At 67.2% G+C, this 16,607-nt stretch carries 21 protein-coding genes; 10 read left to right on the plus strand and 11 right to left on the minus strand.

Going from position 1 to position 16,607, the window contains the following annotated elements; translation table 11 throughout:
• Positions 1-164: 164 nt before the first annotated feature.
• Entirely contained in the window at positions 165-1,259 is a 1,095-nt protein-coding gene (dinB, locus tag ACTJJM_RS17215; protein WP_159359746.1) for a DNA polymerase IV, read from the minus strand.
• A 1-nt stretch (position 1,260) separates the two neighbouring features.
• Complete coding sequence (locus ACTJJM_RS17220; protein ID WP_241875218.1) at positions 1,261-1,452, minus strand: hypothetical protein; 192 nt, start codon at positions 1,450-1,452, stop codon at positions 1,261-1,263.
• Between ACTJJM_RS17220 and fabA the strand changes: the two genes are divergently transcribed.
• On the plus strand, positions 1,451-1,966 hold the full coding sequence (gene fabA, locus ACTJJM_RS17225; RefSeq protein ID WP_010484110.1) for a 3-hydroxyacyl-[acyl-carrier-protein] dehydratase FabA: 516 nt from the start codon (positions 1,451-1,453) through the stop codon (positions 1,964-1,966). The two genes, ACTJJM_RS17220 and fabA, sit on opposite strands and share 2 nt — an antisense overlap.
• Positions 1,966-3,174: a beta-ketoacyl-ACP synthase I gene (gene fabB, locus ACTJJM_RS17230; RefSeq protein WP_043398887.1), complete on the plus strand. Its 1,209-nt coding sequence runs from the start codon at positions 1,966-1,968 to the stop codon at positions 3,172-3,174. The genes fabA and fabB overlap by 1 nt, the downstream gene beginning before the upstream one ends.
• Before the next feature lie 97 nt (positions 3,175-3,271).
• Here the strand turns inward: fabB and ACTJJM_RS17235 are convergent, their stop codons facing one another.
• From ACTJJM_RS17235 to ACTJJM_RS17245, 3 genes are read right to left on the minus strand one after another with little or no spacing between them, the layout of a single operon-like run.
• On the minus strand, positions 3,272-3,955 hold the full coding sequence (locus ACTJJM_RS17235; protein ID WP_049454387.1) for an HAD family hydrolase: 684 nt from the start codon (positions 3,953-3,955) through the stop codon (positions 3,272-3,274).
• The gene (locus tag ACTJJM_RS17240) at positions 3,952-4,653 is read right to left on the minus strand and encodes a pseudouridine synthase (RefSeq protein ID WP_010484113.1); all 702 of its coding nucleotides are present in this window, start codon (positions 4,651-4,653) and stop codon (positions 3,952-3,954) included. Before ACTJJM_RS17240 ends, ACTJJM_RS17235 begins: the two co-directional genes overlap by 4 nt.
• The gene (locus tag ACTJJM_RS17245) at positions 4,650-5,714 is read right to left on the minus strand and encodes a class I SAM-dependent methyltransferase (protein WP_440865841.1); all 1,065 of its coding nucleotides are present in this window, start codon (positions 5,712-5,714) and stop codon (positions 4,650-4,652) included. The genes ACTJJM_RS17240 and ACTJJM_RS17245 overlap by 4 nt, the downstream gene beginning before the upstream one ends.
• Before the next feature lie 157 nt (positions 5,715-5,871).
• Here ACTJJM_RS17245 and ACTJJM_RS17250 point away from each other — a divergent pair, with 157 nt between their 5' ends.
• Positions 5,872-6,135: a hypothetical protein gene (locus ACTJJM_RS17250; protein ID WP_005407925.1), complete on the plus strand. Its 264-nt coding sequence runs from the start codon at positions 5,872-5,874 to the stop codon at positions 6,133-6,135.
• A 70-nt stretch (positions 6,136-6,205) separates the two neighbouring features.
• Here ACTJJM_RS17250 and ACTJJM_RS17255 read toward each other — a convergent pair whose 3' ends face one another.
• Both ACTJJM_RS17255 and ACTJJM_RS17260 read right to left on the minus strand, forming a co-directional pair.
• Positions 6,206-6,499: a DUF3247 family protein gene (locus ACTJJM_RS17255; protein WP_010484115.1), complete on the minus strand. Its 294-nt coding sequence runs from the start codon at positions 6,497-6,499 to the stop codon at positions 6,206-6,208.
• Positions 6,500-6,542: 43 nt separating this feature from the next.
• Complete coding sequence (locus ACTJJM_RS17260; protein ID WP_043398895.1) at positions 6,543-8,531, minus strand: hybrid sensor histidine kinase/response regulator; 1,989 nt, start codon at positions 8,529-8,531, stop codon at positions 6,543-6,545.
• Between the two features lie 245 nt (positions 8,532-8,776).
• On the opposite strand from ACTJJM_RS17260, the gene ACTJJM_RS17265 reads away from it, so the two are divergent.
• The gene (locus ACTJJM_RS17265) at positions 8,777-9,340 is read left to right on the plus strand and encodes a DUF3016 domain-containing protein (protein WP_010484117.1); all 564 of its coding nucleotides are present in this window, start codon (positions 8,777-8,779) and stop codon (positions 9,338-9,340) included.
• 89 nt (positions 9,341-9,429) lie between these two features.
• On the opposite strand, the gene alr is transcribed toward ACTJJM_RS17265, so the two are convergent.
• Both alr and ACTJJM_RS17275 read right to left on the minus strand, forming a co-directional pair.
• Positions 9,430-10,497 carry an alanine racemase gene (gene alr, locus ACTJJM_RS17270; RefSeq protein WP_049454390.1) on the minus strand — a complete coding sequence of 356 codons (1,068 nt, stop codon included), beginning with the start codon at positions 10,495-10,497 and terminating at the stop codon, positions 9,430-9,432.
• The gene (locus tag ACTJJM_RS17275) at positions 10,476-11,780 is read right to left on the minus strand and encodes a D-amino acid dehydrogenase (protein WP_440865842.1); all 1,305 of its coding nucleotides are present in this window, start codon (positions 11,778-11,780) and stop codon (positions 10,476-10,478) included. The genes alr and ACTJJM_RS17275 overlap by 22 nt, the downstream gene beginning before the upstream one ends.
• A gap of 149 nt (positions 11,781-11,929) precedes the next feature.
• Between ACTJJM_RS17275 and ACTJJM_RS17280 the strand changes: the two genes are divergently transcribed.
• Positions 11,930-12,409 carry a winged helix-turn-helix transcriptional regulator gene (locus ACTJJM_RS17280; protein WP_005407919.1) on the plus strand — a complete coding sequence of 160 codons (480 nt, stop codon included), beginning with the start codon at positions 11,930-11,932 and terminating at the stop codon, positions 12,407-12,409.
• A 56-nt stretch (positions 12,410-12,465) separates the two neighbouring features.
• Here the strand turns inward: ACTJJM_RS17280 and ACTJJM_RS17285 are convergent, their stop codons facing one another.
• Positions 12,466-12,642, minus strand: a complete 177-nt coding sequence (locus ACTJJM_RS17285; protein WP_033833709.1) for a hypothetical protein — start codon at positions 12,640-12,642, stop codon at positions 12,466-12,468.
• Between the two features lie 143 nt (positions 12,643-12,785).
• Positions 12,786-13,163, minus strand: coding sequence for a hypothetical protein (locus tag ACTJJM_RS17290; RefSeq protein WP_019337991.1), 378 nt, complete (start codon positions 13,161-13,163; stop codon positions 12,786-12,788).
• 140 nt (positions 13,164-13,303) lie between these two features.
• Between ACTJJM_RS17290 and msrB the strand changes: the two genes are divergently transcribed.
• The 5 genes from msrB to ACTJJM_RS17315 all read left to right on the plus strand — a co-directional run bounded on the left by msrB (position 13,304) and on the right by ACTJJM_RS17315 (position 16,534).
• Positions 13,304-13,771, plus strand: a complete 468-nt coding sequence (msrB, locus tag ACTJJM_RS17295; RefSeq protein WP_010484122.1) for a peptide-methionine (R)-S-oxide reductase MsrB — start codon at positions 13,304-13,306, stop codon at positions 13,769-13,771.
• A 91-nt stretch (positions 13,772-13,862) separates the two neighbouring features.
• Positions 13,863-14,717, plus strand: a complete 855-nt coding sequence (gene motA / locus ACTJJM_RS17300; protein ID WP_005407915.1) for a flagellar motor stator protein MotA — start codon at positions 13,863-13,865, stop codon at positions 14,715-14,717.
• Positions 14,718-14,720: 3 nt separating this feature from the next.
• Complete coding sequence (gene motB / locus ACTJJM_RS17305) at positions 14,721-15,659, plus strand: flagellar motor protein MotB (protein ID WP_143993796.1); 939 nt, start codon at positions 14,721-14,723, stop codon at positions 15,657-15,659.
• Positions 15,660-15,756: 97 nt separating this feature from the next.
• Positions 15,757-16,245, plus strand: a complete 489-nt coding sequence (locus tag ACTJJM_RS17310) for a hypothetical protein (RefSeq protein ID WP_010484124.1) — start codon at positions 15,757-15,759, stop codon at positions 16,243-16,245.
• A 13-nt stretch (positions 16,246-16,258) separates the two neighbouring features.
• On the plus strand, positions 16,259-16,534 hold the full coding sequence (locus tag ACTJJM_RS17315; protein ID WP_010484125.1) for a DUF4031 domain-containing protein: 276 nt from the start codon (positions 16,259-16,261) through the stop codon (positions 16,532-16,534).
• The last annotated feature ends 73 nt before the right edge of the window (positions 16,535-16,607 follow it).

Genomic DNA, 16,607 nt, shown 5'->3' on the forward strand with positions numbered 1-16,607 from the left:
CGCCGCATCCATGCGGCTCACGCCCCCGCAACCGGACCCACCCCGCCTTCGACAGTTTCCAGCTATCTGTCGGAACCTGCTGCTGATGGTGGGTGCCGACCGTTGGTCGGCACGGGGTCGGATCCCGTTGCTGCGCAACGGGCTCTGACTCCACTGCTTGATGATTAGGTATCTGTGGGATTGTTCATGTCGTGCTCGAACAACTCCCCCTGCACCACCGGCTCCTTCTCGCGGAAGCCGCCGAGCCCGACGCCGACCAAACGGTAACGGGTCTCCGCCGGCAGGTCGACGCGGGCGCGCAGGGCCAGTGCGATGTCGCGCAGTTCTTCCATCGATTCCGGTGGGCGCTCCGGGGTGAAGCTGCGGGTGAGGATGCGGAACTGCGCGGTCTTCAGTTTCAGCACCACGGTGTGGCCGACGCGTTCGGTCTTGCGCGTGGCCTTCCAGGTCTTCTCCGCCAGCTGCACGATCGCTTCGCCCAGGTCTTCCAGCGGCAGGTCTTCGGCGAAGGTGTCCTCCGAGGAAATCGACTGCACCTGCTGGTCCGGTTCCACCGGCCGCTCGTCGATGCCGCGTGCACGGTTGTACAGGCTGCGGCCGAAGCTGCCGAATGCTTCTTCCAGGTCGATCAACGCCCACTGCCGCAGATCGCCGCAGGTGACGATGCCGCGCGCGGCAAGTTTTCCTTCCATCACCTTGCCGACGCCGGGCACCCGGTTCACTGGCAACGGCTGCAGGAACGCGTCCACCCGCTGCGGGGGGATCACGAACTGGCCATCAGGTTTGCGCCAGTCCGAGGCGATCTTGGCCAGGAACTTGTTTGGCGCGATGCCAGCTGAAGCAGTCAGGTTCGTTTCCTCGCGGATCTGCGCGCGGATGGTGCGGGCGATGTCGGTGGCCAGTTCGATGCCGCTCTTCGGCTCGGTCACATCGAGGTAGGCCTCGTCCAGCGACAACGGCTCGACCAGGTCGGTATGCCGCAGGAAGATCGCGCGCACCTGCTGTGACACCGCCTTGTAACGTGCGAAGTCCGGCGGCACGAAGATCGCATCCGGGCACAGGCGCTCGGCACGCACGGCGGGCATCGCCGAACGCACGCCGAACACGCGTGCCTCGTACGAGGCCGCGCACACCACCGAACGCGCGCCACGCCATGCCACAACCACCGGCTTGCCGCGCAGTGACGGATCGTCGCGCTGCTCCACCGACGCGTAGAACGCGTCCATGTCGACGTGGATGATCTTGCGCAGTCGGGTCATGTCAGGCGGAAAGGGCGGGGGCGTGCCGGACGGGCCACACGCCGAAGTATGGTCGTTGCACATCAACAGGATGCGCGTATTCAATTGAAAACACTACGGTTGCGTACGGTTGAAATGTTTGATCGGCGCAGTTTCCACGGGCATCCTCGAGCGCTTGTTTCCCTGTTTCCCCGCTTCCAGGATTGTGCTTCATGACCCGTCTCCACGCGTTCAACCGCGAACAGCTGCTGGCCAGCGCACGCGGTGAACTGTTCGGCGCCGCCGCCGGCCGTTTGCCCAACGATCCGATGCTGATGTTCGACCGCATCACCGACATCCGCGAGGACGGCGGACCGCATGGCAAAGGCATGGTACGCGCCGAACTGGATATCCGCCCGGACCTGTGGTTCTTCGGCTGCCACTTCATCGGCGACCCCGTGATGCCCGGCTGCCTGGGCCTGGATGCCATGTGGCAGCTGACCGGCTTCTTCCTGACCTGGCTGGGCGCCCCCGGCAAGGGCCGCGCGCTGGGCTGTGGCGAAGTGAAGTTCACCGGCCAGGTGCTGCCGGACGCCAAGCTGGTGCGCTACGAGATCGATATCAGCCGTGTCATCAACCGCAAGCTGGTGATGGCCCAGTCGGACGCGCGCATGTACGTGGATGACCGCGAAATCTACAGCGCGCGCGACCTGCGCGTCGGCCTGTTCACTGAAACCGGGAGCTTCTGATGCGTCGCGTCGTCATCACTGGCATGGGCATCACGTCCTGCCTCGGCAATGATCTGGATACCGTTTCGGCTGCGCTGCGCGAAGGGCGCTCGGGCATCACCGCCCTGGCCGACCACGCCGAAGCGGGCCTGCGCAGCCAGGTCGGCGGCCGCGTCGACCTCGACCTGGACGCGCTGATCGACCGCAAGCAGAAGCGCTTCATGAGCGATGCAGCGGCCTTCGCCTATCTGGCCATGCGCGATGCCATCGCCGATGCCGGGCTCAGCGCCGATCAGGTCAGCAATCTGCGTACCGGCCTGATCGCCGGTTCCGGTGGCGGCTCCAGCGAGTGGCAGATCGGCGCGGTCGACTTGCTGCGCGAACGTGGCGTGCGCAAGGTCGGCCCGTACATGGTGCCGCGCACGATGTGCTCGACCGTCTCGGCCTGCCTGGCCACGGCCTACCAGATCAAGGGCGTCAGCTACTCGCTGTCGGCCGCCTGCGCCACCTCGGCGCACTGCATCGGCGCTGCCGCGGACATGATCCGCCATGGCGCGCAGGACATCATGTTCGCCGGTGGCGGCGAAGATCTGCACTGGTCGATGAGCGTGATGTTCGACGCGATGGGCGCGCTGTCGACCAGCTTCAACGAGACCCCGGCCAGCGCCTCGCGTCCGTACGACAAGGACCGCGACGGCTTCGTCATCGCCGGCGGCGGCGGCATGCTGGTGCTGGAGGATTACGACCACGCCGTTGCGCGCGGCGCGCACATCCATGCCGAGCTGATCGGCTATGGCGTCACCTCCGACGGCGCCGACATGGTCGCCCCGTCCGGCGAAGGTGCGGTGCGCTGCATGAAGATGGCGCTGCAGGGCGTCGATCGTCCGCTGGACTACCTCAACACCCACGGCACCTCCACGCCGCTGGGCGATGTCACCGAGCTCAATGCGATCCGCGAAGTGTTCGGCGATGCGGTGCCGCCGCTGTCCTCGACCAAGGCGCTGTCGGGCCATTCGCTGGGTGCGGCCAGCGTGCACGAGGCGATCTACTGCCTGCTGATGATGCGCGATGGCTTCGTTGCCGGTTCGGCCAACATCGGCGAACTGGATCCGAAGGTGGAGAGCTTCCCGATCCTGCGCGAAAGCCGCGAGCAGAAGCTGGATACGGTGATGTCCAACAGCTTCGGCTTCGGTGGCACCAACGCCGCGCTGGTGTTCGGGCGGGTGTGATGGGGGCAGGTGTGCCGACCAACGGTCGGCACCCACCAATAGATGTAGAGCCGAGCCATGCTCGGCTCAGTGCCGGCCAACGGTCGGCACCTACCGCTTATTTCGGCAACAACGGCACCAGCAATGCGTGCGCGTCCACCAGCGAGCCCACGATGCGGTGGCCCAGTGCGCGCAGCTCTTCATCAGGATGCACCAGGTCCGGCACCTGGATCACGGTCATGCCGGCCGCCAATGCTGCGCGCGTACCGGCCGGTGAGTCTTCCAGCGCCAGGCAGCGTTCCGGGGCCTGGCCCAGCCGCTGCGCGGCCAGCAGGTAGATATCCGGCGCCGGCTTCGGCCGCGCCACGTCGCCACTGGTGATCACCGCATCGAAGTACGGCAGCAGGCCAGCGGCCGTCAGCTTGCGGTTGGCCCGCGGCTGCCGCGTGGTGGTTGCCACCGCACGCGGTACCGCGTGCGCCTTCAACAGCTCCAGCAGCTCCAGGATGCCCGGCCGCAGCGGCAGGCCGGTCTGGGTGCGTGCTTCGTACAGCTCATGGCAGCGTGCAGCCACCGCCTCGATCACGCTGTCCTCGATCCCCTGCGCACGCAGCAGCGCGTGCGTGTCGCGGTCACCGAGGCCGACCATGCGCAGGAACACTGCCTCGTCCAGGCCCAGTCCGAATTCGTCGGCGGCCTCGCTCCAACAGGCCAGCGAGACCCGCTCGCTGTCGATCATCAGGCCGTCCATGTCGAAGATGACGGCGTCGGGGAGGAACGGCAGCGCAGCGATGGTGGTCATGGAGCGAACAGCGTATCCAGGTCGGTGGAAGTGAGCTGCCGCCATTGCCCTTCGTCCAGCCCCTGCAGGTCCAGCCCGCCGACGCGGCTGCGGTGCAGGGCCTGCACGTGGTTGCCCGTGGCGGCGAACATGCGGCGTACCTGATGGTAGCGGCCTTCGTGCAGCACCAGGCGCGCGCGACGCGCATCCACCACTTCCAGTTCAGCCGGCAGCAGGGGCGTCTTCTCGGACTCCAGCATCAGCGTGCCGCTGGCGAACAGTGCCACCTCGTCGCCGCGCAGGTCCTCGCTCAACTCGACCTCATAGACTTTCGGCAGCTTCGACTTCGGCGAGATGATCCGGTGCAGCAGGCCACCGTCGTCGGTCAGCAGCAGCAGGCCACTGGTCTCGCGGTCGAGGCGGCCCACTGTAGACAGCACCGGATCGCGGTCGCGGAAGCGCGGCGGCAGCAGGTCGTAGATCAGGCGGCCGGTGTCCTTGGTCGAGCAGGTGTAGCCGGCCGGCTTGTGCAGCGCGATCGACAGGCCCACCGGCGGGTCCAGCGGCTCGCCGTCGACGCGGATCGCCTCGTGCGGCACCTGGTCGTCGGCATACAGCACCTCGCCGTCGGCGTCGGTGACGCGGCCTTCGCGGAACATCCACTGCACCTGCTTGCGGCTGCCGTAGCCCAGGTTGGCGATGAGCTTGACCAGCTTCACTTGCCCTTCCCCTTCACCGCTTCCACCAGTTTGAAGCCATCACGCTCGGCGATCACGCGCACCGCGCCAAAGCTCTCGTTGAGCGTGTACTCGTACGGCAGGTGGCGGTTGGCCACCACGTACAGGCGTCCGCCCGGGCGCAGCGCCTGCGCGGCCACGGCGATGAAGCGCTGGCCGATGTCCGGGCGATCGGCGCGCGAGGGCGTGTGGAATGGCGGATTGCTGATGATGACGTCGTAGCCCGGCTCGATGCCGGCGGTGACGTCCTGCCACAGGAAGCGCAGCGGCAGCGGACGCGGCGGCGGTGCCAGGTTCAGCTCGGCCAGTGCCAACGCGCGCTGCTCCGCTTCGTACAGGTCCAGCGCGGTGATCTTCGGGCAGCGCTCCAGCAGCTCGCGCGACAGGTAGCCGTAGCCGGCACCGAGGTCGGCGGCGCGGCCGGCCAGGTCGGCCGGCAGGTGCTCGGCCAGCAGCGCCGAGGCCGGATCGATGCGGTCCCAGGCGAACACGCCCGGGCGGCTGAGGAAACGGCCGCCGACGATCGGACGCACCGCATCCAGTGCCGACCAGCGCTTGGCCAGGTCGGCGTCGTGCTGGCCCTGCATCGGGGCGGTCCAGTACACGCGGCAGTGGTTCTTGGTCAGGCTGCCGCCGAGGCCGGTCAGTTGCTTGAGGTCGCCCTCGCCCGAGCGTGCACCTTCGTTGTTGGACTGGCAGGCAACGATGCGGCCGCCGTCGGCGACCAGCGCCAGCGCACGGGCAAACAGCGCGCGGGCTTCTTCACGCTGGCGCGGCGGCAGCACCAGCACCAGCAGGTAACGGCCCTTGCCGGCCCCATCATCCAGCTGGCCACTGACGGTCCAGCCGGCGGCCTGCTGCAGCGGCTGCGCGAACGGGGCGAAGCTCTGCTCGCAGTGGACCTCGCGGCTGCCGGCCGCTTCACGCAGCGGCCAGCCGTCGCGGGCACGCAGGAAGGCCACCGGGCCCTCCGGCCAGCGCAGGGCGCCTTGGGAGAACGGCAGGAACAGGGTCTGCAGGGGGGCGTCGTCGCTGGAGGCCATCGGCGCGGGTACTTCAAGCGTGAGGGCCGTCCATTGTACCGGCTTGGCCGGGCCGGCCCCGGTATGCCGCTTTGCGAAACCCGAACGGGGCCTTGATCTGCCAGCAACATTGAAACGTTCAGGGTAGAGGCTCCCCCGGAAACCCAGGAGAACCTGCATGCGAGCCTTGTTCGTCGGTGGCGTGGTCGACAACAGTGAAATGGACCTGGAAGGCAGCCATCCGCCCGTGCATTACCCCGAGGATACCGGCGGCGGCCACTCACGCTACCGGCTGCACCAGGTCGGCCATGGCGCCGACGGCAGCGTGGCCTATGCGGTGTACGGCGCACCGGACCTGGCCGATGACGAGGTGGCCCGGGTGGCGGAAGAACGCGCCTATGCGCGCCGGTTCGAGGCGACACCGACCTTGTTCGAGCACTGACACACCGGTAGCGCCCGAGCCCACGCTCGGGCGACGGCGCAGCCGAGCGTGGGCTCGGCTCTACATCCGATCAAGGCGCCCTGGGTGGCAGACGGTTGACGCTGGCGATCTCGTCCAGCCACACATGGTGCTGCTGCACCGGCGTGTCGTAGTCATCCAGGCGCAACTGGCCGTTGCTGCCTTCGTCGCCGGCGTCGTTGCGGTACTGCTGCACGGTCGGTTTCACCGCCACGGTGCCGAGCAGGCGGCGACCATCGTGCAGGGTCAGCTGCACCTGCGTTTCGCCTTCCAGCTGCGGCAACAGGGCTTCCAGGCGCGCGATCTGCGCCGGATCGGTATGGATGCGGGGAGCTATACGGGACATCGGCGACCTCCTGCGTGCAGAGTCGCCGATCGGCCGTGAATGCTCAGTGCAGCGCGCTGTCCGCGCGTGGCACCTGCACCTTGCGTACCGCAGCCACCAGCTGTGCCACCGAGTACGGTTTGGCGACATGTTCCTGGAAGCCTGACGCCAGCGCTCGGCGCCGGTCATCGGCGCGTGCCAGCGCGGTCACGGCAACCGCCGGCAGGGTCATCGCATCCACGCCCATGTCCTCACGCAGCGTGCGCACCAGACCATAGCCATCCATGCCCGGCATGCCGATGTCGGTCAGCATCACGTGGTACTGCAGGTGCCCGGTATCGGCCAGCAACGCCAGCGCTTCACCGGCCGAGCTGGCGGCCGACACACTCGCGCCCTGCTCTTCCAGCATGCGCCGCAGGTACTCCAGCACTTCCGGCTGGTCTTCCACCGCCAGCACATGCATGCCACGCAGCGGGTACGGTTCGACGATCACCGGCTCCAGGATCGGCCCGCTGATCACTTCGCGCAGCGGGCGTCGCTCGGCATCGGGAATGTGCTGCGGCAGGCGCACGGTGAAGGTGGCGCCGTGGCCATGGCCTTCGCTGGCGGCGGTGACGGTACCGCCATGCAGTTCGACCAGCTGCTGCACGATCGCCAGGCCCAGGCCGAGGCCGCCATGGCGTCGGGTGGTGGTGCCATCGGCCTGGCGGAAGCGGCTGAACAGATGGTTGAGGAACTCCGGTGCGATGCCATCACCGGTATCGCGCACCGTGATCACCCAGTGGTTGCCGTCGGCCTGCAGCTGCACGTCGATGCGGCCTTCGGCCGGGGTGAACTTGATTGCGTTCGACAGCAGGTTCCAGAACACCTGCTGCAGGCGGGTGGCATCGCCCAGCACCAGGCTGGGCTGCTCCGGCAGCAGCAGACTCACGTCCAGCGCCTTGCCTTCGGCGACCAGTTCCTGCGCACCGATGGCTTCGCCCAGCAGGTCGCGCAGGTCCAGTATCTCCACCTCCAGCTGCACCTTGCCCAGCAGCATGCTGCTGAGGTCGAGCATGTCCGAGATCAGCCGCTTCTGCGCACCGGCGCTGTTGGCGATCACATTCAGGCCCTTGTACAGCGGGCTGGTGTTGTCCACGCGCTGCAGCAGCAGCTCGCTCCAACCGAGGATGGTGGTCAGCGGCGTGCGCAGCTCGTGCGACAGCGTGGCCAGGAACTCGTCCTTCAACCGCGCCATGTTCTCGGCGGCGCTGCGCGCGGCACGCTCGGACTGCAGCAGCTCCTCGCGGGCCAGTTCGATCTCGCGGCGTTCGGTCACGTCCGGGCTGCTGCCGGCCAGGCCGATGAAGCGGCCCATCCGTGAGAAACGCGGGCGTGCGTTCATCTCCAGCCAACGCCACTCGCCATCGGCACGTCGGGCCCGCACCAGCGCATGCATCGACCGCTGCGCCTTCAGTGCTTCCTGCAGTTCGTACTCGAACACCGATGCATCGTCCGGATGCACCAGGCCGCGCCAGACATCTTCCGGCACGCGTGTTTCGTCACCGCCAAAGAACTCACTGAAAGCGCTGTTGACGAAACGGGCATGGCCGCGCTCGTCGAGCACCCACACCGGCATCGGCAGGCCGTCGGCCAGTGCGCTGAAGCGGGCTTCGCTTTCGCCCAGCTCCACTTCCATCTGCTTGCGTGCGGTGATGTCGAAGAACAGGATGCCGACCTTGTCTTCGCCCGGACGGCCCACGCGCACCGCATCAACCGCGAACGAGCGGCCCAGCGCACGCGCTTCCATCTCGAACTGGGCGGGGCGGCCACTGCGCGCGACCTCGCCGTAGATGCGGAACCAGTCCTGCTCGTGGCCCGGTTCCAGCGCCGTCATGCGCTGGCCACGCGCGTCCTTCAGGCCGGTGTGGCGCTCGAACGCATCGTTGACCTCGATGAAACGGTAGTCCACCGCGCGATCGCCCTCGAACAGCACCTGGATCACGCAGAAACCGGCGTTGATGCGCTCAAGCACGCCATGATGCAGGTCGGGTTCGGGCGCTGGCACCATCATCGGTGGGCGCTCCACGAGGGGCGGCAGTGTGGACAAGGGGCGTCTGTGCAGGCCGGATTGGAAGCACAGCATCTTCCAAAGCGCGTATTCACAGCGTCAAGCGCCGTCAGTCATGGTTGACGTCGATGAATTGGCGGCAACCACCCTTGCGCACGACGCAATCGGCCATTGCGGTGGCCCGGCCACAGGATCACACTCGATCTGTGATCAACATCGTCCCCAGCGCGGGGACGCAGGAGACCGTCATGAAACGCTCACTCGCGATTGCCCTGCTGGCAGGCGCCCTGGTGGCGGGCGGCGCCAACGCTGCACCGCGCACCGTGACCGATGCGGACGCGCCGCGCGCGTTGCAGGCCGATGGCCCGGTCAGCGTGAAATGGGAGGATCCGGCCAAATTCACCGAGATCCGCCAGAGCACCAACCGCTTCGAGGCCGAACGCGGTGACTGGGTACAGCAGTTGGCCCGCTACCTGCAGACCACCGCTGCCAAGCCGCTGCAGCCTGGGCAGACCCTCGATGTGACCCTGGTGGACATCAAGCGTGCCGGTGACTACGAGCCGTGGCACGGCCCGCGTGGCCGCGACATCCGGATCATGCGCGACATCTACCCGCCGCGGATCAGCCTGCAGTACACGTTGAAGGACGCCAGCGGCCGTATCGTCAGCGAGGGCGATGCGCGCCTCAGCGATACCGGCTACCTGCACAACCTGGGGCTGAAGAGCGACAGTGATCCGCTGCGCTACGAGAAGCGCCTGATCGATGACTGGGTGAAGCGCCAGCTGGCCAGCCAGGCCACCGCTGCGCGTTAGGCCACTCGGTAGGTGTCGACCTTGGTCGACACGCATTACACGGCGCCGACCAAGGTCGGCCGCTACCGAAGCCGAGCGTGGGCTCGGCTCTACACGTATACCTTGCCCACGCGCTTGACCGCGCACGGCAGCTGGTACGCACTCACGCCACAGCGCGGCGCCAGTTCGGACAGCGTCGGTGCGCTGCCCCACAGTTCCACCACGCTGCCGATGCCGGCCTGCGCATGCGCGGTCAGGTCCACCGTCAGCATGTCCATCGACACGCGCCCGATCAGCGCACCGGGCTGGCCGTCGATCAGCACCGGGGTGCCATTCGGGGCGAACTGCGGATAACCGTCGGCATAGCCGAGCGCGACCACACCCACGCGGGTGCGTGCCTTGGCCACGAAGCGTGCGCCATAACCCACCGGCTCACCCGCCTCGATCCAGCGCTCGGCGATCACCTTCGACTGCATCGTCATCACCGGGCGCAGGCGCTCGGTCAGTGCCGTGTTGTCCGGCAGCGGATTGGCGCCATACAGCATCAGGCCCGGGCGCACCCAGTCGCTGCGTACATCCGGCCAGCCCAGCAGCGCCGGCGAGTTGCACACGCTGGTCTCGCCGTCCAGGCCGTCGATGGCCCGCGCGAAGGTCGCGGCCTGTTCGTGGGTGCGTTCGCTGTCCAGCTCATCGGCGCGCGCCAGGTGGGTCATCAGCACGATGCGCTCGACCTGCGGCAGCGCCGACAGGCGTGCATGCGCGGCACGGAAGCTGTCCACGTCCAGGCCAAGGCGATGCATGCCACTGTCCAGCTTCAGCCACACCGTCAACGGGCGCGGGCTGTCGTAGGCAGCAACGGCCTCCAGTTGCCACGGCGAACCGACGGCGAACCAGAAGTCATGCTCGGCCACCAGCGCCATGTCGCTGGGCTCGAAGATGCCTTCCAGCAGCAGGATCGGCGCACGGATGCCGGCCTGGCGCAGCTCCAGTGCCTCTTCGATGGTAGCCACGCCGAAACCATCAGCCTCACCTTCCAGCGCCTGCGCACAGCGCACCGCGCCATGCCCATAGGCATCGGCCTTGATGATCGCCAGGGCCTTGCCACCGCCCAGTTCACGGGCGAGCCGGTAGTTGCTGCGCAGGGCGCCCAGATCGATCAGCGCGCGGGCAGGACGCATGTGCGGTTCTCTTGTTGCGGCGCGTGACCGTACTGGCCGTAGCGGAAAATATCCAGGCCTTCGGTGCTGATCTGCGGCTGGCGCGCGCTCATCAGGTCGGCCAGGTAGCGACCCGAGCCGCAGGCCATGGTCCAGCCCAGCGTGCCGTGGCCGGTGTTGAGGTACAGGTTGCGGAACGGCGTGGCGCCGATCACCGGCGTACCGTCCGGCGTGGCCGGGCGCAGGCCGGTCCAGAACTGCGCACGCGACAGGTCGCCGCCCTTCGGGTAGAGATCGCTGACCACCAGCTCCAGGGTTTCGCGGCGGCGCTGCGACAGCGACAGGTCGAAGCCGGCCACTTCGGCCATGCCACCGACGCGGATACGGTCGTCGAAGCGGGTCACCGCCACCTTGTAGCTCTCGTCGAGAATGGTCGAGGTCGGCGCCATCGCCGGGTCGGTGATCGGCAGGGTCAGTGAGTAGCCCTTAAGCGGGTACACCGGCAGGCGCATGCCCAGCGATGCGACCAGCGCCGGCGAATAGCTGCCGAGCGCGACCACGAAGCGGTCGGCGGTTTCCAGCTTGCCGTCGATGCGCACGCCGGTGATGCGGTCGCCATCGAACTCCAGGCCGGTGATGTCCTGGTCGAAGCGGAACTCGACACCGGCATCCACGCACATCTGCGCCAGGCGGCGGGTGAACAGCTGGCAGTCGCCGGTCTGGTCACGCGGCAGGCGCAGCGCGCCGACCAGGCCATCGACGTGGGCCAGGGCCGGTTCGGCCTGGATGATGCCGGCGCGGTTCAGCACCTCGTACGGCACGCCGTACTGGGCCAGGATCTCGATGTCCTGCGCCGAGGCATCCAGCTGCTGCTGGGTGCGGAACAACTGGGTCGTGCCCAGGTCGCGGCCTTCGAATTCGATGCCGATCTGTGCGCGCAGCTCGTTCAGGCAGTCGCGGCTGTACTCGGACATGCGCACCATGCGCGCCTTGTTGATCGCGTAGCGCTCATGGGTGCAGTTGCGCAGCATCTGCCACAGCCAACGGTACTGGGCCAGGTCCATGCCCGGCTTGATCGCCAGCGGCGCGTGCTTCTCGAACAGCCAGCCGATGGCCTTCTTCGGCACGCCCGGGGCCGCCCACGGCGAGGTGTAGCCAAACGACAGCTGGCCAGCATTGGCGAAGCTGGTTTCCAGCGCCGGGCCGGGCTGACGATCGATGACCGTGACTTCAAACCCGGCCTGTCGCAGGTACCAGGCACTGGTGGTGCCGATCACGCCGCTGCCGAGAACTAGGACTCGCATGGGACTTCTCCAACCCGATCATTCCCTGCACTGGAGCGTGCCGGGACCATAATTGGGGAAGTATAGACAGCCATTCCCAGTTGATTTGCCTGTTTTGAAATCAACCGGCAGGATGTTCTCCTGCAATTCATTCCCCAAGGTTGACGGCCATGGCCACCCGTACCCGCGAACTGGACAAGATCGACCGCAAGATCCTGCGCATCCTGCAGGCCGAGGGCCGCATCTCCTTCACCGAACTGGGCGAGCGGGTCGGCCTGTCGACCACGCCATGCACTGAGCGCGTGCGTCGATTGGAGCGCGAAGGGGTGATCACCGGCTACCACGCCCACCTCGACCCGGCCGCGGTGAAGGCCAGCCTGCTGGTGTTCGTGGAGATCAGCCTGGCCTACAAGTCCGGCGACATCTTCGAGGAGTTCCGGCGCGCGGCGCTGAAGCTGCCCAACGTGCTGGAGTGCCACCTGGTATCGGGCGACTTCGATTACCTGCTGAAGGCGCGGATCAGCGAAATGGCCTCCTACCGCAAGCTGCTCGGCAGCACGTTGCTGACGCTGCCGCATGTACGTGAGTCGAAGAGCTACATCGTGATGGAAGAAGTGAAGGAAACGCTGAGCCTGCCGATTCCGGATTGAGGCGCTCGCAGGATGGGGTCAGAGCCCGCGGTGCGGGATCCGACCCCCGGAGTCCCTCAGCGCTGCTGCGGATGCTTCTGCGAGCGCTGTTCCTGCTGCTTGCCGCCCTTGTGCGGCTGCTGTGGGTCCATCTGTTGCTGCTGTTGCTGCTGCGGGTTGCGGCCCTGCGGTTCCTTGCCGGGATGACGGTTCTGCTGGTTTTTCATGATCGCGATCCAGTGGACGAAGGACATGCGGCGGCGGAATGCCAGCGCAGGGCCACGGTGGTCCCGAAACGGTTAATCGCAGGCGAAAAAGCAGTGATCGCCAAGAGGCTGTTTTCGTGCGTTCAGCCCGCACGACGCGCAGGAGCTGCCAACCTTGCTTGGCCCATAGGTCAGCGCTTGATCTGCTGGCCATCACCGGCAGGCACGCTGTCGTAATAACGGCCTGTACGCGAGTCGAACACGCGGTTCGGGCCGGCCGGGCGCACGCCAGGCACGATGCGGCCATTGCGGTCATAGACCTTGTCGGCCGGCTTCGGTACCGGCGCCGGCGCGATCCGGGCGGGGCCGGTGGACTTGATCGGCTGTGCCGGCTGCGGCGACGGCAGCACCTGCGGCTGCGGGCGGGCAGCCTGTGGCGGAGGTGCCACCGGTTGCGGTGCCACGGTGGTGGCACTGCGGGTGGCGGTCGGGCTCGACGACGTCGGTACCTGGGCCTGCGCAACCAGGGGCAGCAGGCCCATCAACAGCAGGGGAAGGCTCGGTTTCATGTCACGCTCCGGCGTGGATCGCATTCACCTTGCGCCTGCACCTGTGTGCCGCCCATGAACGGCCATCACACTTGCAAGCGCGCGCCGGCACCCCCACGTTTTCCGGCATCCCCAGGCCATCGACCCCACGGAGCGCCGCCATGACCGCCTTCGACCTGACGCCCCCCACCGCCACCCAGACCGAGGCGCTGGTCGCCGGCCTCAGCGGCGAAGAACGCCGCGTACTGCTGCAGCACGGCACCGAGGCGCCGTTCTGCGGCGTATTCCTCGACAACAAGCGCGAGGGCGTCTACTGCTGCCGTCTGTGCGCACTGCCGCTGTTCCGCTCCAGCACCAAGTTCGATTCCGGCACCGGCTGGCCCAGCTTCTTTGCCCCGTTCGACCCGGCGCACGTGCGCGAGATCCGCGATACCAGCCACGGCATGGTGCGTACCGAGATCACCTGCGCGCGCTGCGGCAGCCATCTGGGCCACGTGTTCCCGGACGGTCCGCCGCCCACCTACGAGCGCCACTGCCTGAACTCCGTCTCACTTTCGTTCACCGGCAATGGCGAGCCCTGGCCCGATCCGTTGCAGCGTGGCGGCGCAGAAAGCGGCGTGGCGGGCTGAAACACCCCGCTGACCGGTTTCACAGAATTCCCTCTTCAGAAAACCGGGCGACGGGCCGACAAGGAGATATCCCCTCTCCTTGCGTCGCCCCATGCTCATCATCGTTGGATTCCTGGTCGTCATCATCAGCGTGATCGGGGGCTATCTCGGTGCCCACGGCCGCCTGGGTGCCCTCTGGCAGCCCTACGAGCTGGTCATCATCGGCGGCGCCGCGCTCGGCGCCTTCCTGGTCGGCACGCCGGCCAAGACGGTCAAGCAGACCCTGCAGGCCATGGTCGGCGTGTTCAAGGGCCCGCGCTACAAGCAGCAGGACTACATCGACGTCCTCAGCCTGCTCTATGAACTACTCAACAAGGCCCGCCGCGAAGGCTTCATGGCCCTGGAAGACCATGTCGAGCGGCCGGCCGAGAGCGCGCTGTTCGGCAACTACCCCAAGGTGCAGGCCGACCACCACCTGATCGACTTCATCACCGACTGCCTGCGCCTGATGATCGGCAGCAACATCGAGCCGCACGAGCTGGAACCGCTGCTGGAACTGGAGCTGGAAAAGCACCACGCCGAGGCCATGGCGCCGTCGCAGGTGCTGACCAAGGTCGCCGACGGATTGCCCGGTTTCGGCATCGTGGCGGCGGTGCTGGGCATCGTCATCACCATGGGCTCGATCGGTGGCGACATCGTCGAGGTCGGTGGCCACGTCGCCGGTGCGCTGGTCGGCACCTTCCTCGGCATCCTGCTGGGCTACGGTTTCGTGGGCCCGATGGCAGCCGCGATGGAGGCCCGCGCCGAGCAGGACAGCCGCATCTACGAATCGGTGAAGACCGCCCTGCTGGCCTGCCTGCGCGGCTACAACCCGAAGATCGCACTGGAGTTCGCCCGCAAGACGCTGCCGTCGAACGTGCGCCCGGCCTTCTCCGATTTCGAGCAGCACCTGAAGACGGTCAAGTAAGCCATGGCCGAGACCAAGCCCACCGTCATCGTCCGCCGGGTCAAGAAGGCCGGCCACGCCGCCCATCATGGCGGTTCGTGGAAGGTGGCCTATGCCGACTTCGTGACTGCGATGATGGCGTTCTTCCTGGTGCTGTGGCTGATGGCCACCACCAACAAGAACGACCGTGCTGCCATTTCCGAGTACTTCCGCAACCCGAGCCCGCTGAGCGGGCAGAACGCCACGCCGGCACCCGGCATGGCCGGCCCGGGCGGCGCCAGCACCTCGATGATCAAGCTGGGCGGTGCCACCGACGTTTCGCGTGGCAACAGCAACGATCCCTTCCAGAACCAGAAGGAAGCAGTACCGCAGCCGGTGGACCAGCAGCAGCGCGACAAGCAGCAGCTGGAACAGCTGATGAAGGAGCTGCAGGAAGCGATCAGCAGGAGCCAGGCGCTGGAACCGTTCAAGGACCAGCTGCTGCTGGACCTGACCCCGGAGGGCCTGCGCATCCAGATCGTGGACAAGCAGAACCGGCCGATGTTCGACCTTGGCAGCGCCACGCTGAAGCCGTACACGCAGCAGATCCTGCACGAGCTGGCCGAGTACCTGAACCATGTGCCGAACCGGATCAGCCTGACCGGTCACACCGACATCACCGCCTATTCCGTCGCTCGCGGCTATGGCAACTGGGAACTGAGCGCCGACCGTGCAAATGCCGCACGCCGCGCGCTGATCGATGGTGGCCTGGACGACAGCAAGATCACCCGCGTGGTCGGCCTGTCTTCGTCAGTGCTGTTCGACAAGGTCGACCCGCAGAACCCGATCAACCGCCGCATCAGCATCGTGGTGATGACCCAGGCCGCCGAAGCGGCCGCCCTGGCCGGTGCCGGGCCACAGGTGGGGCTGTCGGCGCCGACCGCCGACCCGGACGTGCAGGCCGCGCAGGGTGAGGCGCACTGAACCGGGGTCAGATCCCTTCCCCCTGGAAAGGGATCTGACCCCACCTGCGTGCGGCCGCTACAATGGCGGTCTTTCCGTTTCCAGGTGATCCCACCCCATGTCCCAGAACTCCAAGGCCAAGCGCGACAAGCGCAAGAAGCAGCAGGCCAAGCGTCCGTTCCTGCGCCTGAACGCCCAGCAGCAGGTCCAGAACCATGCCGTGCTGACCAACGAAGACGGCCAGGTGGTCGCGGCCATCGGCCTGCAGGGCCGTGAGTGGCTGCTGGCCATCGGCGGCCAGACCATGGGCAACGCCGAAAACCCGGTGCCGATGCTGGCCATGCTCAAGCACCTGTCCAACGTGCAGGAAAAGGAAGGCCGCAAGGTCAACCTGGAGTACTCCGAGCTGCTGCAGAAGCTGCTGGACACCCTGGCAGCCGAATCCGAGCAGACCGCTGACGAGTACCTGGACAAGCTGGTCGCCGAGTTCGAGACCGTGGAAGCCGAAGAAGGCGAAGAAGCCGCTGAGGCCGCCGAAGGCGAAGTGGTTGAAGCTGCTGCCGAGGCCACCCCGGCCGCTGACAGCGACAGCAAGCCGCAGGCCTGAACCGGCCGCGGCGGTGACGGTCTACGTCGATGACGCGGTGCATCCCTGGCGCGGACAGCGCTGGGCGCACCTGATGGCCGACACCCTGGCCGAGCTGCACGCGATGGCGGCGCAGCTCGGCATTCCACCGCGGGCCTTCCAGAACAAGGCCAGCGGTGCGCACTACGATGTCACTTCCGAGCTGCGCGCGCAGGCCATCGCGCTCGGTGCGCGGGCGATTTCCCGGCACGCCGACCGTGACCTGGTCAAAGCGGTGATTGCCAACGCCAGGGCGCAGTACCGGCCGTAGTGCGTGGTGTGCTCGCCGGGCATGGCCCGGCGCTACCACGGGCTGGCGGAACAGGTAGCGCCGGGGCACTCCC

Source organism: Stenotrophomonas sp. 22692, from assembly GCF_052045015.1.
Classification (GTDB): Bacteria; Pseudomonadota; Gammaproteobacteria; order Xanthomonadales; family Xanthomonadaceae; genus Stenotrophomonas; species Stenotrophomonas geniculata.

Excerpts from the sequence above, each read along its gene's own strand:
- fabA (WP_010484110.1), top strand. The coding sequence starts at position 1,451 with ATGACCCGTCTCCACGCGTTCAACCGCGAACAGCTGCTGGCCAGCGCA.
- motB (WP_143993796.1), top strand. The coding sequence starts at position 14,721 with ATGGCCGAGACCAAGCCCACCGTCATCGTCCGCCGGGTCAAGAAGGCC.
- ACTJJM_RS17310 (WP_010484124.1), top strand. The coding sequence starts at position 15,757 with ATGTCCCAGAACTCCAAGGCCAAGCGCGACAAGCGCAAGAAGCAGCAG.
- msrB (WP_010484122.1), top strand. The coding sequence starts at position 13,304 with ATGACCGCCTTCGACCTGACGCCCCCCACCGCCACCCAGACCGAGGCG.
- ACTJJM_RS17260 (WP_043398895.1), bottom strand. The coding sequence starts at position 8,531 with ATGATGGTGCCAGCGCCCGAACCCGACCTGCATCATGGCGTGCTTGAG.
- motA (WP_005407915.1), top strand. The coding sequence starts at position 13,863 with ATGCTCATCATCGTTGGATTCCTGGTCGTCATCATCAGCGTGATCGGG.
- ACTJJM_RS17255 (WP_010484115.1), bottom strand. The coding sequence starts at position 6,499 with ATGTCCCGTATAGCTCCCCGCATCCATACCGATCCGGCGCAGATCGCG.
- fabB (WP_043398887.1), top strand. The coding sequence starts at position 1,966 with ATGCGTCGCGTCGTCATCACTGGCATGGGCATCACGTCCTGCCTCGGC.
- ACTJJM_RS17285 (WP_033833709.1), bottom strand. The coding sequence starts at position 12,642 with ATGTCCTTCGTCCACTGGATCGCGATCATGAAAAACCAGCAGAACCGT.
- ACTJJM_RS17290 (WP_019337991.1), bottom strand. The coding sequence starts at position 13,163 with ATGAAACCGAGCCTTCCCCTGCTGTTGATGGGCCTGCTGCCCCTGGTT.
- ACTJJM_RS17245 (WP_440865841.1), bottom strand. The coding sequence starts at position 5,714 with ATGGCCTCCAGCGACGACGCCCCCCTGCAGACCCTGTTCCTGCCGTTC.
- ACTJJM_RS17275 (WP_440865842.1), bottom strand. The coding sequence starts at position 11,780 with ATGCGAGTCCTAGTTCTCGGCAGCGGCGTGATCGGCACCACCAGTGCC.
- alr (WP_049454390.1), bottom strand. The coding sequence starts at position 10,497 with ATGCGTCCTGCCCGCGCGCTGATCGATCTGGGCGCCCTGCGCAGCAAC.
- ACTJJM_RS17235 (WP_049454387.1), bottom strand. The coding sequence starts at position 3,955 with ATGACCACCATCGCTGCGCTGCCGTTCCTCCCCGACGCCGTCATCTTC.
- dinB (WP_159359746.1), bottom strand. The coding sequence starts at position 1,259 with ATGACCCGACTGCGCAAGATCATCCACGTCGACATGGACGCGTTCTAC.
- ACTJJM_RS17250 (WP_005407925.1), top strand. The coding sequence starts at position 5,872 with ATGCGAGCCTTGTTCGTCGGTGGCGTGGTCGACAACAGTGAAATGGAC.
- ACTJJM_RS17220 (WP_241875218.1), bottom strand. The coding sequence starts at position 1,452 with ATGAAGCACAATCCTGGAAGCGGGGAAACAGGGAAACAAGCGCTCGAG.
- ACTJJM_RS17280 (WP_005407919.1), top strand. The coding sequence starts at position 11,930 with ATGGCCACCCGTACCCGCGAACTGGACAAGATCGACCGCAAGATCCTG.
- ACTJJM_RS17265 (WP_010484117.1), top strand. The coding sequence starts at position 8,777 with ATGAAACGCTCACTCGCGATTGCCCTGCTGGCAGGCGCCCTGGTGGCG.